Origin of the sequence: Mesorhizobium sp. WSM4312, from assembly GCF_002294875.1 — a bacterium.
In the GTDB taxonomy this organism is placed as follows: Bacteria; Pseudomonadota; Alphaproteobacteria; order Rhizobiales; family Rhizobiaceae; genus Mesorhizobium.
Window position 1 is genome coordinate 1 of the sequence record NZ_NSFU01000026.1, and the last position, 25,268, is coordinate 25,268.

Annotated in this window: 24 protein-coding genes; 3 read left to right on the top strand and 21 right to left on the bottom strand. The window is 63.5% G+C overall.

The window, feature by feature from the left end; translation table 11 throughout:
- Positions 1-1,034 precede the first annotated feature (1,034 nt).
- The 4 genes from CK228_RS30700 to CK228_RS30715 form a co-directional block, all read right to left on the bottom strand.
- Positions 1,035-1,697, bottom strand: coding sequence for an SMC-Scp complex subunit ScpB (locus CK228_RS30700; protein ID WP_063169436.1), 663 nt, complete (start codon positions 1,695-1,697; stop codon positions 1,035-1,037).
- Between the two features lie 2 nt (positions 1,698-1,699).
- Positions 1,700-2,656, bottom strand: a complete 957-nt coding sequence (locus tag CK228_RS30705) for a DUF1403 family protein (protein WP_063169437.1) — start codon at positions 2,654-2,656, stop codon at positions 1,700-1,702.
- 725 nt (positions 2,657-3,381) lie between these two features.
- Positions 3,382-3,621 (bottom strand): type II toxin-antitoxin system RelE/ParE family toxin, encoded by a 240-nt coding sequence (locus CK228_RS30710; protein WP_095790254.1) that lies wholly within the window; start codon positions 3,619-3,621, stop codon positions 3,382-3,384.
- Between the two features lie 2 nt (positions 3,622-3,623).
- Positions 3,624-3,875 carry a type II toxin-antitoxin system ParD family antitoxin gene (locus CK228_RS30715; RefSeq protein ID WP_095775864.1) on the bottom strand — a complete coding sequence of 84 codons (252 nt, stop codon included), beginning with the start codon at positions 3,873-3,875 and terminating at the stop codon, positions 3,624-3,626.
- 252 nt (positions 3,876-4,127) lie between these two features.
- On the opposite strand from CK228_RS30715, the gene CK228_RS30720 reads away from it, so the two are divergent.
- Entirely contained in the window at positions 4,128-4,898 is a 771-nt protein-coding gene (locus CK228_RS30720; protein ID WP_095775865.1) for an SDR family oxidoreductase, read from the top strand.
- Positions 4,899-4,927: 29 nt separating this feature from the next.
- On the opposite strand, the gene recQ is transcribed toward CK228_RS30720, so the two are convergent.
- A complete protein-coding gene (gene recQ, locus CK228_RS30725; RefSeq protein WP_095790255.1) occupies positions 4,928-6,766 on the bottom strand; it encodes a DNA helicase RecQ in 1,839 nt (612 codons plus the stop codon).
- Positions 6,767-7,019: 253 nt separating this feature from the next.
- On the opposite strand from recQ, the gene CK228_RS30730 reads away from it, so the two are divergent.
- Positions 7,020-8,441 carry a coniferyl aldehyde dehydrogenase gene (locus tag CK228_RS30730; RefSeq protein WP_095790256.1) on the top strand — a complete coding sequence of 474 codons (1,422 nt, stop codon included), beginning with the start codon at positions 7,020-7,022 and terminating at the stop codon, positions 8,439-8,441.
- Between the two features lie 233 nt (positions 8,442-8,674).
- Here CK228_RS30730 and CK228_RS30735 read toward each other — a convergent pair whose 3' ends face one another.
- Genes CK228_RS30735 through uxaC form a run of 8 tightly spaced genes read right to left on the bottom strand, consistent with a single transcriptional unit; the run spans position 8,675 to position 15,750 of the window.
- Positions 8,675-9,034 (bottom strand): cupin domain-containing protein, encoded by a 360-nt coding sequence (locus CK228_RS30735; RefSeq protein ID WP_095775816.1) that lies wholly within the window; start codon positions 9,032-9,034, stop codon positions 8,675-8,677.
- Positions 9,035-9,043: 9 nt separating this feature from the next.
- Positions 9,044-9,808: a 2-dehydro-3-deoxy-D-gluconate 5-dehydrogenase KduD gene (gene kduD / locus CK228_RS30740; protein ID WP_095790257.1), complete on the bottom strand. Its 765-nt coding sequence runs from the start codon at positions 9,806-9,808 to the stop codon at positions 9,044-9,046.
- Entirely contained in the window at positions 9,805-10,656 is an 852-nt protein-coding gene (gene kduI / locus CK228_RS30745) for a 5-dehydro-4-deoxy-D-glucuronate isomerase (protein ID WP_095790258.1), read from the bottom strand. The genes kduD and kduI overlap by 4 nt, the downstream gene beginning before the upstream one ends.
- Positions 10,657-10,678: 22 nt before the next feature.
- On the bottom strand, positions 10,679-11,452 hold the full coding sequence (locus tag CK228_RS30750) for a FadR/GntR family transcriptional regulator (protein ID WP_095790259.1): 774 nt from the start codon (positions 11,450-11,452) through the stop codon (positions 10,679-10,681).
- 11 nt (positions 11,453-11,463) lie between these two features.
- Entirely contained in the window at positions 11,464-12,744 is a 1,281-nt protein-coding gene (locus tag CK228_RS30755) for a TRAP transporter large permease (protein ID WP_095790260.1), read from the bottom strand.
- A 3-nt stretch (positions 12,745-12,747) separates the two neighbouring features.
- Positions 12,748-13,335, bottom strand: coding sequence for a TRAP transporter small permease (locus CK228_RS30760; RefSeq protein ID WP_179296100.1), 588 nt, complete (start codon positions 13,333-13,335; stop codon positions 12,748-12,750).
- The gene (locus CK228_RS30765) at positions 13,332-14,309 is read right to left on the bottom strand and encodes a TRAP transporter substrate-binding protein (protein WP_095790261.1); all 978 of its coding nucleotides are present in this window, start codon (positions 14,307-14,309) and stop codon (positions 13,332-13,334) included. Before CK228_RS30765 ends, CK228_RS30760 begins: the two co-directional genes overlap by 4 nt.
- A 34-nt stretch (positions 14,310-14,343) precedes the next feature.
- A complete protein-coding gene (gene uxaC / locus CK228_RS30770; RefSeq protein ID WP_095790262.1) occupies positions 14,344-15,750 on the bottom strand; it encodes a glucuronate isomerase in 1,407 nt (468 codons plus the stop codon).
- Positions 15,751-15,929: 179 nt separating this feature from the next.
- Between uxaC and CK228_RS30775 the strand changes: the two genes are divergently transcribed.
- Positions 15,930-17,432 (top strand): mannitol dehydrogenase family protein, encoded by a 1,503-nt coding sequence (locus CK228_RS30775; RefSeq protein ID WP_095790263.1) that lies wholly within the window; start codon positions 15,930-15,932, stop codon positions 17,430-17,432.
- 22 nt (positions 17,433-17,454) lie between these two features.
- On the opposite strand, the gene lepB is transcribed toward CK228_RS30775, so the two are convergent.
- The 8 genes from lepB to CK228_RS30815 all read right to left on the bottom strand — a co-directional run bounded on the left by lepB (position 17,455) and on the right by CK228_RS30815 (position 25,221).
- A complete protein-coding gene (gene lepB / locus CK228_RS30780; RefSeq protein ID WP_245438148.1) occupies positions 17,455-18,432 on the bottom strand; it encodes a signal peptidase I in 978 nt (325 codons plus the stop codon).
- Positions 18,433-18,519: 87 nt separating this feature from the next.
- On the bottom strand, positions 18,520-18,927 hold the full coding sequence (locus CK228_RS30785; protein ID WP_095775824.1) for a F0F1 ATP synthase subunit epsilon: 408 nt from the start codon (positions 18,925-18,927) through the stop codon (positions 18,520-18,522).
- A 110-nt stretch (positions 18,928-19,037) separates the two neighbouring features.
- Positions 19,038-20,633, bottom strand: a complete 1,596-nt coding sequence (gene atpD / locus CK228_RS30790) for a F0F1 ATP synthase subunit beta (RefSeq protein ID WP_179296101.1) — start codon at positions 20,631-20,633, stop codon at positions 19,038-19,040.
- 70 nt (positions 20,634-20,703) lie between these two features.
- Positions 20,704-21,588, bottom strand: a complete 885-nt coding sequence (locus CK228_RS30795; protein ID WP_095790264.1) for a F0F1 ATP synthase subunit gamma — start codon at positions 21,586-21,588, stop codon at positions 20,704-20,706.
- Between the two features lie 32 nt (positions 21,589-21,620).
- Positions 21,621-23,150, bottom strand: a complete 1,530-nt coding sequence (gene atpA, locus CK228_RS30800; protein WP_019861845.1) for a F0F1 ATP synthase subunit alpha — start codon at positions 23,148-23,150, stop codon at positions 21,621-21,623.
- Positions 23,150-23,710 (bottom strand): F0F1 ATP synthase subunit delta, encoded by a 561-nt coding sequence (locus CK228_RS30805; protein WP_095790265.1) that lies wholly within the window; start codon positions 23,708-23,710, stop codon positions 23,150-23,152. The genes atpA and CK228_RS30805 overlap by 1 nt, the downstream gene beginning before the upstream one ends.
- Before the next feature lie 246 nt (positions 23,711-23,956).
- The gene (locus CK228_RS30810; protein WP_095775829.1) at positions 23,957-24,352 is read right to left on the bottom strand and encodes a DUF4345 family protein; all 396 of its coding nucleotides are present in this window, start codon (positions 24,350-24,352) and stop codon (positions 23,957-23,959) included.
- A 173-nt stretch (positions 24,353-24,525) separates the two neighbouring features.
- The gene (locus tag CK228_RS30815) at positions 24,526-25,221 is read right to left on the bottom strand and encodes an aspartate/glutamate racemase family protein (RefSeq protein WP_095790291.1); all 696 of its coding nucleotides are present in this window, start codon (positions 25,219-25,221) and stop codon (positions 24,526-24,528) included.
- Positions 25,222-25,268 lie beyond the last annotated feature (47 nt).

The window sequence follows — 25,268 nt, forward strand, 5'->3', positions numbered from 1 at the left end:
ACGCAGCGGTGTGAGACGGGCATTCTTGTGGATGTTCATTCGGACCCTCCGATGGATGCTGAAGCGTGGTAACTCCAGTCTCCTCGGTCCGGTCCGAATGGACAACCTCTCGAAAGCTCACACCTAGAACTCCTCTTGAAAGCGTATCTAGCTTCAAAGGGCGTGTCGAAACGCGGTCTCCGGCTCGGCTTCGGTCACAAGATCGAGGACATTTACGAAGCCGCAGTGGCCCTAGGAATGCCGCCGATTGGGAACGTGAAGATGATTGCCAACAACCTTGACCTGATGAATTCTCAGCAAGATTTTAGGTACCCGTCGGGGTACAAGCTGAATGTCCCGCCGCCGAGCTTCTGCCGAGAAACGTATAACGCTCTCCACACAGCGATCGAGCCGAGGATCCCCACCGAGGTACTGAAAGCCAACCTCAAATTTCATTGGGATTTTCGGGGGAAGACTGTCATTTGGAAGGACGAATAGCCCGAGGATGATCTTCCCCATCTACGTTGGCGTTCTTATGGCGCTGCTGTCAGCATCCGCCATTGGCGGTGGCGGCAAGGCGATCTTGTTGGGATGGCCGCCTCGCTGACAATGGCCGGGATGGGCACTCGCCGGCTGGCTAGGTTCTTAGCAGGCCATAGCCGGCTGTCTGGTGGAGATCGTCTTTCAGGGCTTTGATCGTCTGTGAAAGGTCGCGAACCTTGTCCATCAGCGTCTGAATGGTCGCCCCGATGGGCTGGATCTTAACGCCTCAATCGTCGCGAGAAGCTCAAGGTAGACGTGGTTCAATTGAACTTTCTCCCTTCGAGAGCTCTCAATGGTGATCGACATGTGCGACCAGGCTCGATCAATTGCCTGTTCGCTTATCCTTCATCGACAAGCGGACGCGTGCCGCCACCTCCCTTCCGTCACGCGAAGGACCCAGCCGGCGAGACCAGACGGCGTGCGTGGCGCAATCTTCTATGTGACGAGCGGCGAGATCGCGTGTGTCCCGCCGTGATGGGATCATCTATTCGTCGAGCGCGGCGCTGGCGCCATCATCGTCGATATCTGCAAACCCTGGGATGATCCAGCAGCTTCTCCTTCGACAGCAGCCCGGCGTCCTCGAGCGCCTCGAAATCCGGCAGCTGGCGCAGCGTGTCGAGCCCGAACTGCGACAGAAAAGTTTTGGTCGTCACATAGGTGTAGGGCGCGCCCGGCTGCGGGCTGCGCGGCCCCGAGGCGACCAGCTGCTCAGCGCGCAGCACGCCGATCAGGTCACGTGACACCTCCTTGCCGAAAAAGCTCGACAGCTCGCCACGGGTGATCGGCTGGAAATAGGCAATGCACATCAAGACAAGCGCCTCCGCCTGCGACAGTTCTTTTGCTCCCTCGCCCGCTGCCGTGCCGAAGGCTGCGTGAATGGCGTCGCCAAAAACCTTTTTGGTCCGGTGCTGCCAGCCGCCGGCGACCGCGACCAGCTCGTAAGGGCGGCCGGCGAGTTCGGCGCGAATGTCGTCGATGATCAGCTCGATATTGCAGTTTTTTCCCACCACCCGCGCGAGGACACTACGTGTCACCGGTTCATTTGCCGCAAAGATCACCGCTTCGACGCGGGCCATCCATTCGCACCAGCGCAGCTCCGGCGGCAGATGTTCCAGTTCGGTGTCGAGCAGCGCCGGCTGATCGTTTGGCTTGCGGCGGGCGGACGCTTCGCTCATCGCTACAGCCCGAACAGCCGGAATGTGGGGCGGCCGGAGAGCTCGCGCACGACCTCCAGTTGCTGCAGCCGTTCGAACAGCCGTCGCGATGCAAAGCGCGACAGATTGTCCGTCGTCAGCGATCCGGACACGGCGTCTTCACTGAGCAGCAGAAAGATTACGTCGCCGGCGCCTTTGGCGCGCAGTTTCGGCGCCACCGCCAGGAGTTTTTCGGCCCGGCGCGACAGCTCGGCGGCCAACCGACAAGCGTCCGCGGCGGCCGCGACGAGCGCGATGCAAACCGCCCGCTCAAAATTCTTGTCCCCGGGCCGGATGCGCCGGCCACCGCCGGCCTCGGTGCGGAAAGATGGTCCAAAACCCTGCGCCATTAGGAGCGGCAGGGGCTGCGGCCAGCCCAGGCGTTGCGCCAGTACCAGGTCGGCGAGCCACCAGCCAAAGACTTCGGCATCGGGACGCATGGCGACGACCTCAGCGGCGATCGCCGCGGCGTCGAATGGCGCCGACCGCTGGGATACCCCGAGTTTTTCGATCTGCGTGCAAAGGTCGGCGAGCGCGGCGCCGTCCCAATGGAGGCCAAGCTGGTCGAGTATCTTCCCGAGCCGGCCGGGCGTAGCGGCGGGCGGCTGCCTGGCCAACTGCCGCCAGGCGCCAAAGACGGCGCCTGCGGGACCGGGGTCAGCACGTAGGGGACGCAAATGCCAGGCATCGCGCAAGGCGGCCGCATCCTCGGCGCGGCCGGCGAGCCGCATGCTGGAGGCGGCGCAGCGAACCGCCAGCCGCTGCCGCCAAGCGCCGGCCCAGGCTGCCTGCGCGCGGGCGAGCGTGTCGAGGGCACCCAGGGCGGCGCCGGCCCGGAAGGCGGCGTCGCCGTCACTCGGCGCGCCGGCGCTTGTGATCGCCCACGCGGGAACGGAGGGCGGCGCAGAGGAGCTGGCGGTCGCGGGATCGAGGCGAATCATAATTTGGAGAGTAAAGTGCCGGTGCGCTTTTCGCCATGATTTTCGTGCCAAAACGCACAGCCTGTCGGATCAGCACAACGACTGATAGTGTTGCATTATCAATCTCTTCACGAGTTCGTCCCTGCTAAGCCATTTGGCCAACAAGTAAGTCTCGACAGGGCACCTTTTTGCGCAGCCGGACGAAACTCCGTTCGGAAATGTGCCGGCTCGCGGCGTAGGAGCCTGCTCAGGTTCAGATGTCATGAAGGCATCTAACGCCCGATCTGCCGCGCAACTTCGGTCCCATATTCATTGCCGACGGGGTATCTGAGGGCGACGTTTTTTGCGGGTTTTTCCTGGTCGGCTTTGGAGGTGATGCTGGCGCCGATTGTCACAGGCTACTTCACTATCTGTTCCTTGACCGATGAGATCTTTTGCGCTGCGGCGCTCCCGTCTTTGCTGTGGGTCACCTTCTGACCCAAGCCCCAACGTACACACGCGGGAGTGTCCTACAAGCCATCGGTTTCGACAGATCGGATGGATTGGGCAGGCGAGCCCAAAAGCTGCGAGCTTAGAGCGGTTATAAATCGTAGTTGTAGCTGTGTAACAAACTGTGTAACAAAAAGCGCGAAAAGACTAGTATTTTCAGTATCATAGAGGTGAAAGGGAATCCCTCCCTCTCCGCCACCCTACTTCATAAATTGCCCGACACCCCGAAAGATGTCGCAGCCTGGGCTTGGTCCGGCCTAAGGGACATCGCCTGACCAATCCTCGTGTCCGTGACGTATCCGGACAATGAGAATATGGCCGTCTGCTTCGATCCTGTAGACGACAAGGTGGGCCTTGAACGGGTGGATGCGCATCGGCGGGATCGCAAATAGCTGCTCATGATACAGTCCGGTCTGCGCTGCGCCGAACAGACGCATACCCTCTTCAGCGATAGCGATAATATCTTCTTCCGCCGCTACAGAGAGGCGAAATCCCATGGTCAATTGCCGCGCGGCGCATTGGCCCGCGTCAGCGCCTCGGCGAAAAGCGCGTCCTTGGAACGAGTGCCGATGCCGCTTTTCAGACCGTCATCGACGAAGCGCTGCATGGCCGCGATCTTGTCATTGCGCTCCTGATCCCGGCGGATCAGATCCCGCACATAGTCGCTCGCATTGGCATAGCGGCCTGTCTTGGTTTGCGCCTCGACCCAGTCTTTCATGGGATCGGGCAAGGACACGTTCATTGTCGCCATAGCCACCTCCGATGACCTACGGTATGGCATACTTTGGCAAAGTTTGTCAAATTAGCTGCGCGAATTTCGCCGCCAGTGCGCGCAATTTCGGCGCGGCGTTCCGTCGGCTCGGATAGTACAAACAGACACGCTCCCGAGACGAAACGAAATGAAGTTCATTTGACCGGCTTCGATTGAACGGTAGGCTGGCAACAAGCCGCCGATTGCCGCATGGGATCGGTTTCCGTCCCATGCGTGCAGAGGCCGCCGGTTGTGAGCATTTTCGATCGATTTTCCCTGAAGGGGCGCGTGGCCCTGATCACCGGCGGCGGACGCGGCCTCGGTTTCGAGATTGCGCGTGCCTTTGTCGAAGCCGGAGCCCATGTCGTGATGACTGGACGCACCGCAGCGACGCTCGATAGCGCCGTCGCCGCCATCACCGCAAATGGCGGCAGTGCGCAAGCGGCGGTCTTCGACGTCGCCGACATCGGGGCGGGCCGCGCGATGATTGCCGAGATCAGCAAGACCCGAGGCCGGCTCGACGTCCTCGTCAACAATGTCGGCGCTCGCGACAGGCGGCCGCTCGCCGCCTTCAACGACGACGACATTCTCGATCTGATCAGGACGGATCTGTTGTCGGCGATCTCGCTGTCACGCGATGCGGCGGAGATCATGAAGGCCCAGGGTCATGGCCGGCTGATCGCGGTGACCTCGATCGTCGGTGAGATGGCGCGACCCGGCGATGCCATCTATCCCGCCGCCAAGCAGGGACTGACCGGCTTGATGCGCAGCATTGCCGTCGAATATGGCGCCCACGGCGTGACCAGCAACGCCATCGCGCCGGGAATGTTTGCCACCGAGACCAATGCCGCGATGGCGGCAAACCCCGATCTGGTCGCCTTCGCCCGCCAGCGGGTTCCGCTGCAGCGCTGGGGGCGGCCGCAGGAAATCGCCGGCGCCGCGCTTTTCCTCGCCAGCGACGCGGCGTCTTTCGTCAACGGGCACGTCCTGACCGTCGATGGCGGCATGTCGATACAGATGTGAGGATTGCCTGCAGGATGTGGTGAGGGTTTTCAGTCCGATCCTTCGGACCGGTGTCCGGCAATCGCCTTGACAAAAATCTCCCCGAACTCCTTGAGCTTCGCCCCTCCCACGCCATGGACCTCGGCGAAGGCGTCGAGGTCGCGCGGGCGGCGTTCGGCCATGTCGATCAGCGTGCGGTCGGAAAACACCACATAGGCCGGCACCTGGCGCTCCTTGGCCAGGCGCAGCCGCAGGGATTTGAGCGTGGCCAGCAGCGAGGCATCGACGCCATCGGCGTTGGCGCCCGAACCCTCCGCCCGCATCTTGCGCAAGGCGCGGCTGCGCATCTCGACACGGTAATGGAACGGCATCTCGCCGCGGCCGAGCGCATGGCCTTTCTCGGCGATGGCGAGGCCGCCATGGCCGCTCGGATCTGGCTCGAGGAAACCGCCGGCCACGAGCTGCCGGATCAGCGATAGCCAAAGATCCTTCCTATGCGCCGCGCCGCTGCCGAAGCTGGCGAGCTTCTGGTGACCGCGGGCCAGGATCTTCTCGGTCTCGTGGCCGAGCAGGATATCGATGACATGGGCGGCGCCGAAGCGCTCGCCGCTCTGCGCGACCGCGGCCAGGATGATGCGCGCTTCCGCGCCGCCATCGGCGCGCGGCACCTGGTCCAGGCAGTTGTCGCAATTGCCGCAAGGCTCGGCTTCTTCTCCGAAATAGCCGAGCAGCACCTGGCGACGGCACTGCGCCGTCTCGCAATAGCCGATCAGCGTGTCGAGCCGGCGATGCGCGCGCTTCTTGTGCTCGACCGCAGCATCCTCGTCGTCGATGAACAGCCGGCGCATGCGGATGTCGCCAAGGCCGTACAGCATATGCGCCTCGGCCTTGCGCCCGTCACGGCCGGCACGGCCGATCTCCTGATAATAGGCCTCCAGGCTGCCCGGCATGTCGGTATGGAAGACATAGGCGACATCGGGCTTGTCGATGCCCATGCCGAAGGCGATGGTCGCCACCATGACGACGCCCGACAGCGTCATGAAGGCGTTTTGATTGGCCTCGCGCGCCTCCTTGCTCATGCCGGCGTGATAGGCGAGCGCGGTGACGCCGTTCTTTTCCAGGAAGGCCGCCATCTCCTCCGTCTTCTTGCGCGACAGGCAGTAGACGATGCCGCTCTTGCCCGGGTGACGCTCGATGAAACGCAGCAATTGCCGCTTGCTGTCCTGCTTGGATTCGATGGCGAGCTTGATGTTGGGCCGGTCGAACCCCAGCACCAGCGTTTCGACCCGCTCGGCGAACAGCCGCGCCTCGATATCGCTGCGCGTGCTTTCATCCGCCGTCGCCGTCACCGCGATGATCGGCACGTTGGGGAAGATGTGGCGCAGGCGCGACAGATCCTCATACTCAGGCCGGAACGCCGGCCCCCATTGCGAGATGCAATGTGCCTCGTCGATGGCGATCAGGCTGATTTCGAGCCTGGAAAGCGCCTCGAGCATCCGCTCGGTCATCAGCCGTTCCGGCGCCAGGTAGAGCAGCCGCGTCTGGCCTGATGCCACGCGGCGCCAGGCCGCGACATTGGCTTCCCGGTCGAGCGAGGAATTGATCGTATCGGCGCCGACGCCCGCCAGCCGCAAGGCCGCGACCTGATCCTGCATCAGCGCCACCAGCGGCGACACGACCAGGGCGAGCCCGCCCATGACCAGCGCCGGCACCTGGTAGCAAAGCGATTTGCCCGCGCCCGTCGGCATGACGGCCAGCACATGGCGCCCGCCGAGCAGCGCGTCCATGACATCGGCCTGGCCGGGGCGGAAATCGTCGAAGCCGAACACGTCTTTCAGGACGCGCCGTTTGGGATCCTCCGCCCGGACACTCGCCGCCTGTGCCGACATCAGTCGGACACCGGACGGGAAGCGATTTTTCGGGGATGGGAGAGGATGTGGGAATCGATCAAGATGCTCTCCGCGTGAACCTTTGGAGTAGCGCAGCTATCCTTGGAACACAACCGGAACGGTCATCCATGTCGACGGCGGACTGACTGACCGTGGCCCGCGAAGGCACAGCTTCCCCAGCGACACCCGCACCCCCGCTGGATTCCTTCGCGCTCGGATGTAAGCTTGGCCGGCAAAAGCCAGGGAGGGCACGATGCTGCAGGTGAGACAGGACGTCCTTGACGAACGGTTCAAGCTGCAGCGCGCCGCCTTCGAGAAGCAGCCCTTTCCGGACCTGAGCGTTCGCAAGGACCGGCTGAAGCGCCTGCTGGCGCTGACCGAACGGCATGAGGCGGAGATCTGCGCCGCGATCGACGCGGACTTTGGCGGCCGCTCGGCGCATGAGACGCGCCTGGCCGAACTGTTTGTCGTGCGCGCCGGCATCCGCCATACGTTGTCTCATCTGAGCGGATGGATGCGGGAACGTCGTGTCGCCACCACCTTGCCGTTCCTGCCGGGCCGCAATCGCCTCGTGCCACAGCCGCTCGGCGTCGTCGGCATCGTGTCGCCCTGGAACTACCCGTTCCAGCTTGCCGTCGCGCCGGTCACGGCAGCGCTCGCCGCCGGCAACCGCGTGCTGGTCAAGCCGTCCGAACTGACGCCGGCCTTTTCGGCGCTGCTCGCCAGACTGGCCGGCGAACATTTCGCCCCCGACGAGTTGAGCGTCATCCCCGGCGATGCCGAGATGGGCAAGGCCTTCGTGTCGATGCCGTTCGATCATCTGTTGTTCACCGGCTCGACCGCGATCGGCCGCCAGGTCGCGATCGCCGCGGCCGCCAACCTCACTCCCGTCACGCTCGAACTCGGCGGCAAGTCGCCGGCGATCTTCGATCCCTCCTGCGATCTCGATGCGGCAACGGCCAGCATCGCCTATGGCAAGCTGCTCAATGCCGGGCAGACCTGCATCGCACCGGACTATCTGCTGGTGCCCAAGGGGCAGGCCGGCACGGTCGCCGCCAAACTCGCTGCCGCGGTGGCGCGGCTCTACCCGACGCTGCGCGACAACCCCGACTACACCGCCATCATCAGCGACCGGCATTTTCAGCGCCTGCGCGCCATGATCGCGGAAGCCCGCGATGCCGGTGCCGATGTCGTCGAAATCAATCCGGCCGGCGAGGACTTCGGCGCCGCGAGCCGCAAACTTTTGCCGACCCTGGTCAGCAATGCCGGCCCGGATTTGCGGCTGATGCGCGAGGAGATTTTCGGCCCGGTGCTGCCGATCGTCGAATATGCCACCGTCGACGAGGCGATCAGCCATGTGAACCAGGCCGACCGGCCGCTCGCGCTCTACTGGTTCGGCAACGACAGCACCAACCGCCGGCGTATCTTGCGCGAGACCGTCGCCGGCGGCGTCACCGTCAACGACTGCATGCTGCATCTGGTGCAGGAGAACCAGCCTTTCGGCGGCGTCGGCGCCAGCGGCATGGGCGCCTATCACGGCGAATGGGGGTTCCGCACCTTCAGCAAGGAGAAGCCGGTTTTCCTGCAGTCGCGCCTGAGCGCCGGCGCCCTGCTGCGCCCGCCCTACGGCAAGACGTTCGAGCGGATTTTCAGCCTGCTCCGGCACATCACCTGACCGAAGGCAGCCGTCGGTTGTACGGCGCATTAAGCTTATCTTCACCACGATGCGGCAGGCTTCGCATCCTGCGGTCATGTCTTGAGTACCGCGGCGCCACAAGCGCCCAGGCAACAACCCGCGCCTCTCTTGGGGCGCGGGTCATGTGCCCGCACTCGATCTCCCAGATTTGGCTGGGCAAGTCCTCGGCTAAAGCATGATGCCGAAAACTGTGAAGCGGTTTTCGGACGACATCATGCTCTATCGCTTTGATTTAGAGCAAGAAAATCGGCACGGTGCGGCGTAAAGCTGTCGACCAGCCGTCCCGCTTCCAGCGCCTTGACGCCATGCACCAGACCGGACGGCACGATGAAGCTGCCGCCGGCCTCGAGAATTTCCGTCCGCCCGTCGATGGTCACCTCGAAACGGCCCTCGGCGACATAGCTTGACTGGACATGCGGGTGCGAATGCAAGGCGCCGACGCCACCCTTGTCGAAGCCGAACTCAACCAGCATCAGCTCATCGGTGGAGAGGAGAACGCGCCGCCTGTTGCCGTCTGCCGTCGGCGTCCAGGCGCCCTCGCCGGCATGCGCGAAGATCTTGGTCTTGGTCATGTCCTCTCCTCAGCGCGCCAGCCAGCCGCCATCCACCGGAACCGCGGCGCCATGCATATAGTCGGAAGCCCGTGCCAGCAGGAAGACGGCGGCATCGCCAATGTCCGACGGCTCGCCCCACCGCCCCGCTGGAATGCGCCCGAGAATGGCGGCGCTGCGATCGGGGTCGGCCCGCAGCGCGTGCGTGTTGTTGGTCTCGACATAGCCCGGGGCGATGGCATTGACATTGATGCCCTTGGCCGCCCATTCGCAGGCGAGCAGGCGGGTGATGCCGAGCACGCCGTGTTTCGAGGCGGTGTAGGAGGCGACGCGGATGCCACCCTGGAAACTCAGCACCGAGGCAATGTTGACGATCTTGCCCCGGCGACCATCGGCAAGCGCGCGCCTGGCGAAGGACTGGCAAAGCAGAAACACCGTCTTCAAATTGACGTCCATGACGTCGTCCCAGTCGGTCTCGGCCAGATCGACGGCATCGGCGCGCCGGATGATGCCGGCATTGTTGACCAGCCCGTCGAGCGGCCCGCTTTCGTCCCACACCCGATCCAGCATCGGTCCGGCGGCCGCCGTGTCGGCAAGGTCGGCGCTCACCGCTTCGAACCTGGCGCCGATGGCCGCGACCTTGCTCGCCGTATCGTCCATCGACGAGCGGCCGACGCCGACCACCGTGCCGCCCGCGCGCGCGATCGAGAGGACAATGCCTTGGCCGATGCCGGTGTTGGCGCCGGTGACGAGAATGCGCTTGCCGGCCAGGCTGAAGGCGGAGAGATCGCTCACCGCAGCTCTTCCATCGTCACGGGCTCGATGTCGGTATAGTCGACATTGTCACCGGCCATGGCCCAGATGAAGGCATAGTTGGAGGTGCCCGCGCCCGAATGGATCGACCAGCCCGGCGACAGCACCGCTTCCTCGTTGCGCATGACGATATGGCGCGTTTCGTCCGGCTCGCCCATGAAATGGAAGACGCGTGCCGCCTCGGCCAGGTCGAAGTAAAGATAGGCCTCCATGCGGCGGTCGTGCACATGGCACGGCATGGTGTTCCAGATGGAGCCGGGCGCCAGCTGCGTCATGCCGACGACAAGCTGGCAGGTCTGTGCCCCTTCGGCATGGATGAACTGGAAGATCGAGCGCTCGTTGCAGGCATCCTTGCTGCCGAGGTCGAGGCGCCTGGCGTCACTGACGCGGATCAGCCGGTTGGGATGTGCCTGGTGCGCTGGCGCGCTGAGCAGGTAGAACTTGGCCGGCGCGGCCTTGTCATCCGAGGCGAACGCCACATCATTGGTGCCCATGCTGAGATAGAGCATGTCGCGCGCCTGCAATTCGAAGGACTGGCCGCCTGCTTCGATCGTGCCGGCGCCGCCGATGTTGACGGCGATCAGTTCGCGACGATCGAGAAAACCTTTGGTCCCGGTCGGTTTGATCGCTTCCAGCCGCAACGCTGTCGCCACCGGCATGGCGCCACCGACGACCATGCGGTCATAATGAGTGTAGGTCAGGTTGATGCGGCCTGGCTGGAACAGGTCCCCGATGTGGAAATTGTGCCGCAGTTCGTCCGTTCCCATGGCCGCGGCGGCAACCGGATCAATGGCGAAGCGCGATGTATAGTCGGTATGGTTCTGGCTCATTTCCGTCCTGACTTCCGATGGATCATTCGCCGGCGGCCGCCTTGACCGAACTGGCGTAATAAGCCTGTCGCGCGTGCAGACGCTCTCGGTAGCGTTGCTGGCTGGCGCCCAGATGGGCGCGCATCGCCTCGCGCGCGGCTTCGGCATCGCCCGATGTAATCGCATCGAGGATCACCAGATGCTCGCGCTGCAGCCCGCGCTGATAGCTGTCGGACTGCACCAGTTCGGTGGACCAGGGTGAGGTCACGTCGCACGGAATGGCGCGGCGGCCGAGCACGTCGAGCATCTCGACGTAGAACGGATTGTTGGTGGCGCTGGCGATGGCGCGGTGGAAGGCAAGATCGGCCGGACCGGTCGGCTCGCTGGCGAGCAGCAGCCGCTCGAATTCAAAGAAGGCTTCCTGGATCGCCGCCTCCTGAGCGGCGTTGCGGCGGATGGCGGCGAGCCCGGCCGATTCGATCTCGATCGCCAGGCGCACTTCGAGCACGTTGAGGGCGATCGAATCCTTGCTACCCATGTCGGCGGCAAGCGCACCGAACATCGTCGAGATGTGCTCGGTGACGAAGACGCCGGCGCCCTGGCGCGGCTCGACCAGGCCGTCGGCGGCAAGCTTGGCCAAGGCCTCGCGGATGACGGTGCGGCTGACGCCGAAGGTTTCGGTCAGTTGGCCTTCGGTGGGCAGTTTGTGGCCGGCCAGGATCTCGCCCGCCTGAAGCTGCCTGCGGATCGCCGCCACGACGGTCTCCGACAGCTTGGGTTTTCTCTCGACCCTGAGGTCGCGCGCGGTATCGGACACGTGGCGATCTCCTAGTGGAACAGGCTCGGCAGCCACAATGAAATTTCCGGCACGTAGGTGACAAGCATCAGCACGACGAAGGCGGCACCATAGAATGGCCAGATCGAGCGCATCGCTGTCCAGATCGGGATACGGCCGATGGCGCAGCTGACGAACAGAACCGCGCCGACCGGCGGTGTGCAAAGGCCGATGCCGAGATTGAGGATGAGGATCACGCCGAAATGGACGGGATCGACGCCATAGGCCATGACGACCGGCAGGAAGATCGGGGTCGTGATGATGATGAGCGGCGACATGTCCATGAAGGTGCCGAGGATCAAAAGCACGACATTGATCAGCAGGAGAATGACCAGCTTGTCGCTGGACACCGATTGCAGGAAGGCGACGAGCGCGGCCGGCACGCGAAGATAGGCGAGCAACCAGCCGAAGGCAGCCGCACACCCGATGATCATCAGCACCATGGCGGTGGTACGCACCGCCGCCGTCGTGGCCGCGACGAAATCGCCCCAACTCATCGAGCGGTAGACGATCAACGTCACCAGGAAAGCATAGACGATGGCGATGCACGAGCTTTCGGTCGCGGTGAAGACGCCGGACCTGACGCCGCCGAAGATTATGCCTATCAGGATGAGGCCGGGAATGGCGGCGACAAGCAACTGCAACGCCCGGCCGAAGCCGGCGAAGGGTTCCGTCGGATACCCTCGGCGGCTTGCGACCCAATACGCCGTTACCATCAGCGACAGCGCCAGCAGCAGACCCGGCAGGACGCCAGCCGTGAAAAGGTCCGCGATCGAGATGCGGCCGCCAGCAGAGATGGAATAGATGATCATATTGTGCGAGGGCGGAATCAAAAGGGCGATGATTGCGCCGACCGAGGTGATGTTGACGGCGTAGTCGATGCCGTAGCCGCGCGCCTTCATCTGCGGGATCATCAGCCCGCCGACCGCCGAAGCATCCGCGACCGCCGAGCCGGAAATGCCGCCAAACATCGTCGAGGCCGCTATGTTGACCTGCCCGAGGCCGCCGCGCAGATGGCCGACCAGCGATCCTGCCAGCGCCACCAGTCTTGCGGCGATGCCACCGCGCACCATCAGGTCGCCCGCGAAGATGAAGAACGGGATGGCCATGAGCGAAAAGACGCTGACGCCGGAATTGAGCCGCTGGAACACCACGACGGGCGGCAGGCCGAGCGTCAGGATCGTCGCGAAGCTGGCGACGCCGAGACAGAACGCGATCGGCGTGCCGATGACCAGCAGGAACACGAATGTACCGAAGAGGACGGCCAGCGCCATTGTTCAAAGCTCCTCGCCGGTTGCATAGATATCCGCGTCGACGGGCAGGCCGGCAAAACGCCCGGCCAGCCGCTCCAGTGAAAACAGGCAGACCAACGCACCACCCAAAATGACCGGCAGGAAGCTGACGCCGCCGGGCAGCGCAAGCGAAGGCATCACCGTGTTCCATGTCAGCTTGGCCAGTTGGACCCCGTAGACGATCATGCCGGCACCGAAAGCGAACACGACGATGTCCGAAATGCTGCGCAGCACCGCCTTGGCCGAGGTGGGCAGGACATAAAGCAGCACATCGAAGCCGAGATGCGTGCGTTCACGCACGCCGACGGCCGCACCCAGGAAGATGAACCAGCCCATCAGGAGCACGGAAAAGGATTCCGTCCAACTCGGCGAGCGGTTCAGCATATAGCGCGAGAAAACCTGCCAGAAGATGATGATCGTCATCAGCGTCAATCCGGCGCCGCTGACCCACAGGGCCAGCCGGGCGAGCCCGGAGAGCACGCGCTCCACACCGAGCCAGAATCCCTTGGCCGCGTTGATCGAAGGCAGCGCGGTGGTTTCCGCGCTGCTCGGCCCGTTGCCCGTCCCGCTCATTTCTCGGCCTGTATGCGCGCGGCCAGGTCCTTCAGCTCGGGCGTCGACAGATACTTGTCGTAGACCGGCTTCATCGCATCGATCAGCGGCTGCTTGTCGATTTCGCTGACCTTGACGCCGGCCTTCTCGACGATGCCGCGCGACTTCTTCTCCTGCGCGTCCCACAGTTCGCGCATCTTGACGACGCTGTCCTTGGCCGCTTGCCGCACGATCCCCTGGTCTTCCGGCGAGAGCTTCTCCCAGCTTGCCTTCGACATGACGAGCACTTCCGGCACGATCTGGTGCTGGTCCATCGTATAGTGCTTCGCGACTTCGTAATGTTTGGCGGATTCGAAGCTCGGCCAATTGTTCTCGGCACCGTCGATGACGCCGGTCTGCAACGCCGAATAGACCTCGCCATAGGCCATCGGCGTGGCATTGGCGCCCAGCGCATTGACCATGTCGACAAACACGTCCGACTGGATGACGCGGAACTTCATGCCTTTCAGGTCGGCGATCGAGGTGATGTCCTTCTTGGTGTTGTAGAAGGAACGCGCCCCGGAATCGTAGAAGGCCAGACCGACGAGATCATGCGTTTCGAACGCCTTCAGGATCTGGTCGCCGATGGGCCCGTCCATGACGTGGCGCATGTGCTCGACCGAACGGAACATGTAGGGCAGTGACGGCACTGCGGTCTCCGGCACGATGCCGTTGAAAGGCCCCATCGAGACGCGGTCGAGGTCGATGACCCCGGCCTGCGTCTGCTCGATCGTGTCCTTCTCCTCGCCAAGTTGCGCCGAATGATAGACCTCGACCGAATAGCGGCCATTGGTGCGCTGCTTGATCAGGTCGCCCATGTATTTGACCGCCTCGACCGTCGGATAGCCGTCCGGATGCGTATCCGACGATCGCAATACGGTCCCGGCGTTGGCAATGCCGACCAGCAGCGAGCCGAAGGCGAATGTGGCTGCCATCAGTTTCGAAAAATGCGCCATGACTTTCCTCCCTTTGAAAACCGAAACGCCCGGCTCACAGCCGGTACGCTTTCTTCGCGAGCGTGTAGGCAAGGTCGCGGGCCAGTTCATGCGCCTCGCCCTCGCGCAATCGATGTTCGGCGACGAGCCGCGCCAGGAATGCGCAATCGACACGCCGCGCCACGTCGTGGCGCGCTGGTATCGAGGGAAAGGCGCGGGTGTCGTCGTTGAAGCCGACGGTGTTGTAGAAGCCTGCCGTCTCGGTCGTCATCTCGCGAAAGCGGCGCATGCCTTCGGGGCTGTCATGGAACCACCACGCCGGCCCGAGCTTCAGCGCCGGGTAGACGCCGGCCAGCGGCGCCAGTTCGCGCGCATAGCTGGTCTCGTCGAGCGTGAAGAGGATGACGGTCAGGTCGCGCTCCAGCCCGACGCAATCGAGCAACGGCTTCAGCGCCGTCACATAATCGGTCCGGGTCGGGATATCGAAGCCCTTGTCGCGGCCGAATCTCTGGAAAATGGAAGGCGAATGATTGCGCCAGGAGCCGGGATGGATCTGCAGCACCAGCCCGTCATCCCGGCTCATCTTGGCCATCTCGGTCAGCATCTGGGCGCGGAACAGTTTGCGCTCGCGCTCATCCTGCGAGCCGCGGCGGATGCGGTCGAACAGCTCCTGCGCCGCCGCATCGGAAAGATTGGCGGTCTCGGCCGTCGGGTGGCCATGATCCGACGAGGTCGCACCGAAGCTCTTGAAGAAGGCGCGCCGCTGGCGATGCGCCTCAAGATAGCCGGCCCAGCTCCCCGTATCGCAGCCTGTGATTTCGCCGAGCCGGTCGAGATTGGCCGAAAACCCTTCGAAGTCGGGATCGACGACGGCATCCGGCCGATAGGCGGTGATAACGCGGCCTTCCCAGCCGCTGTCGCGGATCATCTGGTGCCATCTGAGATCGTCGAGCGCGCCTTCGGTGGTCGAGATGACCTCGATGTTGAAGCGCTCGAACAGCGCACGCGGGCGGAAATTCTCCCACTGCAGCACCGTCGCGATCGTGTCGTAATGGCGGTCGGCCGTCGTTGCATCCAGCGGCTCTTCGATACTGAACAGATCGGCGAGCACATGGTCGAACCACAGCCGGGTCGGCGTGCCACGGAAGAGATAATAGTGTTCGGCGAAGCGTCGCCAGATCGTCCTGCCGTCGGTCTCCACCGGCGCGCCTTTGAGGGTCGGCACGCCGAGATCCTCGAGCCGAACGCCCTGACTGAACAGCATACGGAAGATGTAGTGGTCCGGGACGATAAGCAATTGCGCAGGGTCCGGGAACGGCCCGTTGAGCGCGTACCAGCGCGGATCGGTGTGGCCGTGCGGGCTGACGAGCGGCAGGTCTTTGATCCCGGCATAGAGATCGCGGGCGATCGAGCGCGGATGCCCCTCGGCGGGAAACAGCAAATCCGCATCGGTCAGCGCCACGGCGATCCTCCCAGGGCGCTATCGGTAGGGTCGGCTACAAATTATGTCAACATACAAACATTAGACTGTTGTATGATGACTTTTGAGCAAAGCTGAGCATTGTGGGCAAAGGCCGGCGATGTTACCTCGGTTGCCGATCCGCCCAGCAAGATCACCAGTCAGACGAGCGCCGCGAACCGATGACAGACCGCCGCCTTTCCAACCGCACGGCGCATGCGTTGCCGGTGGGGGTCGTCGCACCTCGATATGACCGCGGCACGGTTGCGCCGGGCATCGTGCATCTCGGCGTCGGTGCCTTCCATCGCGCCCATCAGGCCGCCTATGTCGACGAGTGCCTGGCGGCGGGCGAAACGGAGTGGGGCATCGTCGGCGTCTCCTTGCGCAGCCCCGACACGCGCGACGCGCTGTCGCCGCAGGACGGGCTCTACACGCTGGCGGTCCGCAGCAGTGGCGAGGAGGAGCTGCGCGTCATCGGCTCTATCCAGTCGATGCTGGTGGCACCGGAGGACCCGGGCGCGGTGCTGGCCGCGCTGACCGATCCGCGCACCCGCATCGTCACGCTGACCATCACCGAAAAGGCCTATCTCAGGGCCGCGGGCGGCGGATTGGACACCGCTCATCCCGATATCATCCATGATCTGGCCAATCCGCGGATGCCGAAGACGGCGCATGGTTTCCTCGCCGAGGCGCTCGCCCGGAGACTGGCCGCCGGCACCGCGCCCTTCACCGTGCTGTGCTGCGACAACCTGCCGGCCAACGGCGCCACACTGCATCGGCTGCTGACCGAATTCGCCGAGCTGCGCGATGCCAGGTTTGCCACGGCAGGCGACACCAGGATCGCCGACCACATCGCGAATGAAGTCGCCTTTCCGTCGAGCATGGTCGATCGCATCGTGCCGGCAACCACCGACGCCGACCGGGCACGCATCGCTGGCGAACTCGGTGTCGACGATGCCTGGCCCGTGATGACCGAGCCCTTCCGCCAATGGGTGGTCGAGGACAATTTTCCGGCGGGCAGGCCGGACTGGGAAAAGTTCGGCGTCACCATGGTCGGCCATGTCGGCCCCTTCGAGGACATGAAGCTCAGGCTGCTCAACGGCGCGCATTCGGGCATCGCCTATCTCGGCCTGCTCAGCGGCCACGCCACTGTCGACCGCGCTTTCGCCGATCCGGCGATCCGGAAGTTCGTCGACGGGCTATGGGCCGAGGCCATCCCGACATTGCCGGAAGATGCCGGGCTCGCCACGGCGACCTACACGGCCGAGCTTGCCGAGCGTTTTTCAAACACCGCGCTCGCCCACCGCACGGCGCAGATCGCCAATGATGGCAGCCAGAAACTGCCGCAGCGCATCATCGCCTCGGCCATCGAATGCCTCGAAGCCGGTACTGAGTTCGTGCATCTCACGCTGGTGGTGGCGGCCTGGATCGCCGCCTGCGCCGCACGCGGAAAAACCTTGCCCGAAAACCATTTCACCGACCCGCTCGATGCGGGGCTGACGGCGCTTTTGGACCAGCAATTGCCGGCGAACGAAACCGTGGCGGCGGTGTTCGACCTGGCCGGCTTCGCCAGGGATCACGCCGAGCGCCAGACGCTGATTGAACTCGTGGCCGTCCATCTCGTTCACCTGCGACGGGACGGTCCCACACTGGCCTTCGCCGCGTTGGGAATAGGAACTGAATAGTCAAGGCGGGACCCGATACGGGCTATTTGGCAGCCGAACCGTCCAACGTCTGCCGGGAAGAATATTCCACGCCTCGCGAATTCCAGAACAGGCGCACCGCCTTGCCGACGAGATTTTCGTAGGGAACGAGGCCCATTTGGAAGCGGCTGTCGTTGGAGTTGTCGCGATTGTCGCCCAACGTGAAATACTCTCCCACGGGCACCACAAACTCGCGTGTGTTGTCGCCGACCGAATTGTCGGCCAGGTCGATCACCAGATAGGAAACTCCCTCCGGCAGTATTTCCCGCTGTAGCTTCGCCGATTTTACCTCTTCCGACGAATAATCGCCGACAGCCTCAAGCTTCACCGCCACACCGTTAATGTGGAGCACGCCATCGATCATCTGAATCCTGTCACCGGGCAAACCGATGAGTCTCTTGACGTAGTCTATGTCTGGGTTAGTCGGCACCCTGAAAACCATGATATCGCCTCGCCTTGGCTCGGCGCCGAATATGCGGCCATCGACCGGCAACAGCCCAAAGGGCACACTGTAGCGACCGTAGCCGTAGGCGAATTTGGAGACAAAGAAATAGTCTCCCTCCACCAGCGTCGGCACCATGCTGCCGGACGGCATGGAAAACGGCTGGAACAGGAACGCGCGTATTGAAAATGCAAACGGGTAAGTGGTCAAAAAGACAAGCACCAGCACCCAAAGCCCGTGCGCAAACCACTTGTCGGGCTTGAAGCGACGCGTGAAGGGCACAACGAGCCCGACCGACAGGAGCATCAAACCAATACTGGAAAGGTTGGCTACCGGGCCAAGATCGACGCCCGGCAACACCGGAAATCCTGTATAGACACACGCGAAAAAGATGGCGCTGAACACCATCAGGCTGGCGACCGCCAGTCTGCCGCTGCCGATCCAGAGGAACCCACCGAAGGGACCGCCAAACGCCGATACCAGAGCGGTCGACCACCGGGATCGCGAAGCTGGTTCTCGCGCAGCTGTTTCGTTGGTCATCGGCCGTCCCCCTCGCCAAGTCCGACTGTCCAACAAACAAAAAAGCGAACAAGGCCCCGCTTTTCATCAAGTCATTTGATGCGGACTTCAGGCCGGCAGGATGGCGCCTTCCAGCGTCGTGAGCTGGCTAAGGAACTGCTCGGCCTTGCTGCGCGCCTGGTCGTCCTTGGCGTCGGCGGCATCTTCCTTGGCTTCCTGGATGCGGCGGGCGAGATCGGCGCGGTCGACATCCTTCACGGCGACAGCCGATTCCGCCAGCAGCGTGCAGCCGGCCGGAACGATGTCGGCGAAACCGCCGAACACGACATAGCGTTCTTCACCGCCCGAAGCGGTCTTCACCGTGACGACACCCGGCTTGATCGTGGTCATGACCGGCGCGTGATGCGCCATCACGGTCATCTCGCCTTCGGCACCCGGAATGACGACGGATTCGACCTCAGCGGAAACCAGCAGGCGCTCCGGCGAGACCAGTTCGAATTTGAAAGCTTCAGCCATGTCAATTTAGTGAGTAGGGAATAGTGAGTAGGAAGTAGGGAGAGAGGGAACCGTCCCGATCACCCAGCTGCTATTCACTACTGACTACTGACTACTCCCTATTCCCTTGATTAAGCCGCTTCGGCCGCCAGGCGCTGTGCCTTCTCGACCGCTTCCTCGATGCCGCCGACCATGTAGAAGGCGGCTTCCGGCAGGTGATCGTAGTCGCCGTTGCAGAGGCCCTTGAAGCCCTTGATGGTGTCGGCGAGGTCGACGAGCTTGCCCGGCGCGCCGGTGAACACTTCGGCGACGAAGAAGGGCTGCGACAGGAAGCGCTCGATCTTGCGGGCGCGGGCCACGGTCTGCTTGTCCTCTTCCGACAGCTCGTCCATGCCCAGGATGGCGATGATGTCCTGCAGCGACTTGTAGCGCTGGAGGATCGACTGCACCTGGCGGGCAACGGCATAGTGCTCTTCGCCGACAACCATCGGGTCGAGCATGCGCGAGGTCGAATCCAGCGGATCGACCGCCGGATAGATGCCCTTTTCGGCGATGGCGCGGTTCAGCGTCGTCGTCGCGTCAAGGTGGGCGAACGAGGTCGCCGGCGCCGGGTCGGTCAAGTCGTCGGCGGGCACGTAGATGGCCTGCACCGAGGTGATCGAGCCCTTGGTGGTGGTGGTGATGCGTTCCTGCAGCGCGCCCATGTCGGTGGCGAGCGTCGGCTGATAGCCCACGGCCGACGGGATACGGCCCAGAAGAGCCGACACTTCCGAACCCGCCTGCGTGAAGCGGAAGATGTTGTCGACGAAGAACAGCACGTCCTGGCCCTGGTCGCGGAAATATTCAGCGACCGTCAGGCCGGTCAGGCCGACGCGGGCGCGCGCGCCCGGCGGCTCGTTCATCTGGCCGTACACGAGGGCCGCCTTGGAGCCTTCGCCGCCGCCCTTCTTGTTGACGCCGGATTCGATGAACTCGTGATAGAGATCGTTACCCTCGCGCGTGCGCTCGCCGACGCCGGCGAACACCGAATAGCCGCCATGCGCCTTGGCGATGTTGTTGATCAGTTCCTGGATCAGCACGGTCTTGCCGACGCCGGCGCCGCCGAACAGGCCGATCTTGCCGCCCTTGGCGTAAGGTGCCAGCAGGTCGAGCACCTTGATGCCGGTGATCAGGATCTGCGCTTCCGTCGACTGCTCGACATAGGTCGGAGCCGGCTGGTGGATGGAGCGCATTTCGATCGCGTCGACCGGGCCTTCTTCGTCGACCGGCTCGCCGATGACGTTGATGATGCGGCCGAGCATGCCCGGGCCGACCGGCACCGTGATCGGCGCACCGGTGTCGCGCACTTCCTGGCCGCGCACCAGACCTTCGGTGGAGTCCATGGCGATGCAGCGCACGGTGTTTTCACCCAGGTGCTGGGCAACTTCGAGCACCAGGCGATTGCCGACATTGGTCGTCTCGAGCGCGTTCAGGATCGCCGGAAGGTGATCGCCGAATTGTACGTCGACGACGGCGCCGATGACCTGGCGGACCTTGCCGACGACGCCCGTCGCCTTGGCGGCCACTGCGGGAGTCCTGGCCGCCGCGGCCTTGGCCGGCGCCGCGGCCGTCTTTGCCGGAGCTGCCTTCGCGGCGGCTGCCGGAGCCTTGGCCGCCTTTGCGGGGGCTGCGGTCTTCGCGGCTGCCGCCTTGGGGGCCGCCGTCTTGGGGGTCGCTGCTTTCGCCATCGTCTTTACCCTTTTTCGTCCTTTGTTTCTCACGCGGTCCTGGAGCGGGCCGATGGCCCGCGAACCACGCCTAGAGCGCTTCGGCGCCCGAAATGATTTCGATCAGTTCCTTGGTGATCTGCGCCTGCCGCTGGCGATTGTAGGTGATCGACAGCTTGTTGATCATCTCGCCGGCGTTGCGCGTCGCATTGTCCATGGCGCTCATCTTGGCGCCCATTTCGCCGGCCGCGTTTTCGAGCAGCGCCCGGAAAACCTGCACGGAAATGTTGCGCGGGATGAGGTCGGAGAGGATTTCGCCCGGCTCCGGTTCGTACTCGTAGACGGCATTGCCGCCATCCACCGCCTCGGCGGGAGCCGAAGCGACGCCGGCCGGGATGATCTGCTGCGCGGTCGGGACCTGGCTGATCACCGACTTGAACTGCGAATAGAACAGCGTGCAGATGTCGAAGGCGCCCTCGTTGAAAAGGTGGATGACTTTCTTGGCGATCGCGTCGGCATTGACGAAGCCGAGCGTCTTGACCTCGCGCAGGTCGACACGATCGAGGATCATCGAGGCATAGTCGCGGCGCAGGATGTCGAAACCCTTCTTGCCGACGCAGATGATCTTGACCTGCTTGCCGTCGGCCAGAAGCCGCCGGATATGATCGCGGGCAAGACGGGCGATCTGCGAATTGAAGCCGCCGCACAGGCCGCGCTCGGCGGTGCAGACGACGAGCAAATGCACGTTGTCCTTGCCGGTGCCGGTCATCAGCGCCGGGGCGTCGCCGCCGCCGCCGATTGCCTGGGTGATGTTGGCCAGCACGGAACCCATGCGCTCCGAATAGGGGCGCGCCGCTTCCGCTGCCTCTTGCGCACGGCGCAGCTTCGCCGCGGCGACCATCTGCATCGCCTTGGTGATCTTCTGCGTCGCCTTGACCGAGGCGATACGGTTACGAAGGTCTTTTAATGAAGGCATGCTTCAAACCTGATCCCGTCTTGTCGCTTCGCTCAGGCGAAGGTCTTGGCGAAAGCGTCGATCTCTGCCTTCAGCTTGGCGCGCAGATCGTCCGACAGCGCCTTTTCCTTGCGGATGGCGTCGAGAACGTCCTTGCCCGCGGCACGCATATGGCTGAGCAGGCCATGCTCGAACTTGCCGACCTGGTTGACCGGCAGCTTGTCGAGATAGCCGTTGACGCCGGCGAAGATCACCGCGACCTGCTCTTCCGTCTTCAGCGGCGAGAACTGCGGCTGCTTCAGGAGTTCGGTCAGGCGCGATCCGCGGTTGAGCAGGCGCTGCGTGGCGGCGTCGAGATCCGAGCCGAACTGCGCGAAGGCCGCCATTTCGCGGTACTGCGCGAGTTCGCCCTTGATCGAGCCGGCAACCTGCTTCATCGCCTTGATCTGCGCCGAGGAACCGACGCGCGACACCGACAGACCGACGTTGACGGCCGGACGGATGCCCTGGAAGAACAGGTTGGTTTCGAGGAAGATCTGGCCGTCGGTGATCGAGATCACGTTGGTCGGGATGTAGGCCGACACGTCGTTGGCCTGGGTTTCGATGACCGGCAGAGCCGTCAGCGAGCCATTGCCCAGATCGTCATTGAGCTTGGCGGCGCGCTCGAGCAGGCGCGAGTGCAGGTAGAAGACGTCGCCCGGGTAGGCTTCGCGGCCCGGCGGACGGCGCAGGAGCAGCGACATCTGGCGATAGGCGACGGCCTGCTTCGACAGATCGTCGTAGCTGATCAGCGCATGCATGCCGTTGTCGCGGAAATATTCGCCCATGGTGCAGCCGGCGAACGGCGCCAGGAACTGCATCGGCGCCGGATCGGAGGCGGTGGCGGCGACGATGATCGAATATTCGAGCGCGCCGCGCTCTTCCAGCACCTTGACGAACTGCGCGACGGTCGAGCGCTTCTGGCCGACGGCGACGTAGACGCAGTAGAGCTTTTCCTTCTCGGGGCCGTTGTCGTGCACCGACTTCTGGTTCAGCATCGTGTCGAGGATGATGGCGGTCTTGCCGGTCTGGCGGTCGCCGATGACCAGCTCGCGCTGGCCGCGGCCGACCGGGATCAGCGCGTCGATGGCCTTGAGGCCGGTCGACATCGGCTCATGCACCGACTTGCGCGGGATGATGCCGGGCGCCTTGACGTCGACGCGCTTGCGTTCGGTCGCCTTGATCGGGCCCTTGCCGTCGATCGGGTTGCCGAGCGCGTCGACGACGCGGCCAAGCAGGCCCGGACCGACCGGAACGTCAACGATGGCGCCAGTGCGCTTGACGGTGTCGCCTTCCTTGATGTCGCGGTCGGCGCCGAAGATGACGACGCCGACATTGTCGGCTTCGAGGTTGAGCGCCATGCCGCGGATGCCGCCGGGGAATTCGACCATCTCGCCGGCCTGGACATTGTCGAGGCCGTAGACACGGGCGATACCGTCACCGACGGACAGCACCTGTCCAACTTCGGAGACCTCGGCCTCCTTGCCGAAATTCTTGATCTGGTCTTTCAGAATTGCGGAAATTTCCGCGGCGCGGATGTCCATCAGCCGACCTCTTTCAGTGCAAGCTTGAGCGAATTGAGTTTGGTTTTGAGCGACGTATCGATCTGGCGCGAGCCCATCTTGACCACCAGCCCGCCGAGCAGCGACGGATCGACGGTGACGGAGATGGCCACGTCCTTGCCGGCGACGCCTTTAAGCGCCGCCTTGAGTTCGGCCTGCTGGGCAGCCGTCAGCTCGTGAGCCGACGTCACTTCAGCAGCGGTCTCGCCACGATGCTCGGCGGCGATCTGGCGGAACGCCTTGATCATGCCGGGCACGGCGAACAGCCGGCGATTGCGGGCGACGACGCGCAGGAAATTACCGGTGAGGCCGGTGATCTTGGCCTTGTCGGCGATCGCCGCGATGGCCTTGGCCTGCTCCTCGCTGGAGAATACCGGGCTGTTGATCAGCCGGGTCAGGTCGGAACTGCCCGCGAGCATCGCCTCGAAACTGTTGAGGTCGGACTCGACCTTGGCCACGGAATTTGCCTGCAGGGCGAGTTCGAACAGCGAACCCGCATAGCGTTCTGCGACAGCTGAGATTGGCGATGACGATTGAGCCACGGACCGTCTTTTCTCTTGTCTGACAGGCCGCAGATTGTTGGCGCGAGCAAAAACTCTGGCTAAATCTTTGACCTTACTGCATTTTTTCAAGCACGGAGGCGCGGCTTCCGCTATCCCCGGCCGAAAGTCGATTGCCGTCTAGCACAGGCATTTTAAGACCGCAATGCGTCGTTCCGCATGCTTTTCAGGCACTATTGTCGCATCCGGCGAAAGACTCGCGCCTGATGCGCCGGAATAGCCTTGGATTCAGGGCACAAAGCCGAAGGCAAAGGCGAGCGGCAACGCCGCCAGGACCAACTCCACCACAATGGAAACCCAATTGAAAGGTGTGTTGGCGCCATCCGACATCATCGACAGCAGCCGGCCGAAGGCCGTGAACAGCCAGGAGAAGCCGAGCGCCATGTAAACCAATGGCTGCGCCAAGAGAATGCAGCACAGGCCGACGCCGAGATAAAAGCCCGACATCCTGCCACGCCCCTCTGCGATCGCCGCCGCCTTGTCCGGTTTCGCCTGCAGGCGCAGGATGCGGAAGGCCAGCCCAGGCGCCAGGAAAAACAGAAACCCGAGCAGCACGGTGAAGACGGCGCTCGACCAGGCCAGCCATTCGCCCTGGCTCGTCGGCCATGGAAGCGCAAAATCCATGCTGTCCCCTCGAAATGCCTGTTTTGAAATTCCGGGCATTCTAACCGAGGAAAAGCGCCGCGCCAGATGGCATCAGGCACTTTCAAAGCCATGCCAGGAAAAGTGTGAAACGTTTTCCCGGGAAAAACGCATAGCGTTTTCCCTAGGCAATTGCGTCAGAAAAAAACGGCGCATCAACCGAGCGCGAATTCCACCGCCGCCTCGGCATGGATGCGTGTCGTGTCGAAAACCGGAATGTCGAAATCATCCTGTCCGATGAGCATGGTGATCTCGGTGCAGCCCATGATGATGCTGTCGGCGGCCTCGTCACGCCGAAGGCGTTCGGCCTCTTCCATGTAGGCCGCCTTCGAAGCTTCGCTGACGATGCCCTGACAGAGCTCGTCATAGATGACGCGATGCACCATGTCGCGCCCGGCCGCATCGGGCACGACCGGCGACAGGCCGTATTTGTCGGCGAGCCGGCCCTTGTAGAAATCCTGCTCCATGGTGAAGCGCGTCGCCAGCAGCGCCGGGCGCTGCATGCCTGTGCGCTTGACCGCGGCCGCAGTGGCGTCGGCGATATGGATCAAGGGGATCGACACCGACGCGTGCACCTGGTCAGCCAGTCTGTGCATGGTGTTGGTGCACAGAACCAGGCCTTCCGCACCGCCCGCCTCCAGCTTGCGCGCGGCATCATTCAGAAGCACGCCGGCGCCGTCCCAATCGCCATGATGCTGCCGCTCGGCGATCTCGACGAAATCGAACGACCACAAAAGCAGCTTGGCCGAATGCAACCCGCCGAGGCGCTCGCGCACGATCTCGTTGAGCAGGCGATAGTAGATGGCGGTCGATTCCCAGCTCATGCCGCCGAGCAAGCCAAGGGTTTTCATGTGATCTTCCATTTCTCGCTGGTCAGCAGCCTATCGCCGATATGGCG

What these genes read in the sequence shown, in the direction of transcription:
- CK228_RS30700 (WP_063169436.1), bottom strand. Translation starts at nt 1,697, where the DNA reads ATGAGCGAAGCGTCCGCCCGCCGCAAGCCAAACGATCAGCCGGCGCTG.
- CK228_RS30705 (WP_063169437.1), bottom strand. Translation starts at nt 2,656, where the DNA reads ATGATTCGCCTCGATCCCGCGACCGCCAGCTCCTCTGCGCCGCCCTCC.
- CK228_RS30710 (WP_095790254.1), bottom strand. Translation starts at nt 3,621, where the DNA reads ATGGGATTTCGCCTCTCTGTAGCGGCGGAAGAAGATATTATCGCTATC.
- CK228_RS30715 (WP_095775864.1), bottom strand. Translation starts at nt 3,875, where the DNA reads ATGGCGACAATGAACGTGTCCTTGCCCGATCCCATGAAAGACTGGGTC.
- recQ (WP_095790255.1), bottom strand. Translation starts at nt 6,766, where the DNA reads ATGTCGGCACAGGCGGCGAGTGTCCGGGCGGAGGATCCCAAACGGCGC.
- CK228_RS30730 (WP_095790256.1), top strand. Translation starts at nt 7,020, where the DNA reads ATGCTGCAGGTGAGACAGGACGTCCTTGACGAACGGTTCAAGCTGCAG.
- CK228_RS30735 (WP_095775816.1), bottom strand. Translation starts at nt 9,034, where the DNA reads ATGACCAAGACCAAGATCTTCGCGCATGCCGGCGAGGGCGCCTGGACG.
- kduI (WP_095790258.1), bottom strand. Translation starts at nt 10,656, where the DNA reads ATGAGCCAGAACCATACCGACTATACATCGCGCTTCGCCATTGATCCG.
- CK228_RS30755 (WP_095790260.1), bottom strand. Translation starts at nt 12,744, where the DNA reads ATGGCGCTGGCCGTCCTCTTCGGTACATTCGTGTTCCTGCTGGTCATC.
- CK228_RS30760 (WP_179296100.1), bottom strand. Translation starts at nt 13,335, where the DNA reads ATGAGCGGGACGGGCAACGGGCCGAGCAGCGCGGAAACCACCGCGCTG.
- CK228_RS30765 (WP_095790261.1), bottom strand. Translation starts at nt 14,309, where the DNA reads ATGGCGCATTTTTCGAAACTGATGGCAGCCACATTCGCCTTCGGCTCG.
- CK228_RS30775 (WP_095790263.1), top strand. Translation starts at nt 15,930, where the DNA reads ATGACAGACCGCCGCCTTTCCAACCGCACGGCGCATGCGTTGCCGGTG.
- lepB (WP_245438148.1), bottom strand. Translation starts at nt 18,432, where the DNA reads ATGACCAACGAAACAGCTGCGCGAGAACCAGCTTCGCGATCCCGGTGG.
- CK228_RS30785 (WP_095775824.1), bottom strand. Translation starts at nt 18,927, where the DNA reads ATGGCTGAAGCTTTCAAATTCGAACTGGTCTCGCCGGAGCGCCTGCTG.
- atpD (WP_179296101.1), bottom strand. Translation starts at nt 20,633, where the DNA reads ATGGCGAAAGCAGCGACCCCCAAGACGGCGGCCCCCAAGGCGGCAGCC.
- CK228_RS30795 (WP_095790264.1), bottom strand. Translation starts at nt 21,588, where the DNA reads ATGCCTTCATTAAAAGACCTTCGTAACCGTATCGCCTCGGTCAAGGCG.
- atpA (WP_019861845.1), bottom strand. Translation starts at nt 23,150, where the DNA reads ATGGACATCCGCGCCGCGGAAATTTCCGCAATTCTGAAAGACCAGATC.
- CK228_RS30810 (WP_095775829.1), bottom strand. Translation starts at nt 24,352, where the DNA reads ATGGATTTTGCGCTTCCATGGCCGACGAGCCAGGGCGAATGGCTGGCC.
- CK228_RS30815 (WP_095790291.1), bottom strand. Translation starts at nt 25,221, where the DNA reads ATGAAAACCCTTGGCTTGCTCGGCGGCATGAGCTGGGAATCGACCGCC.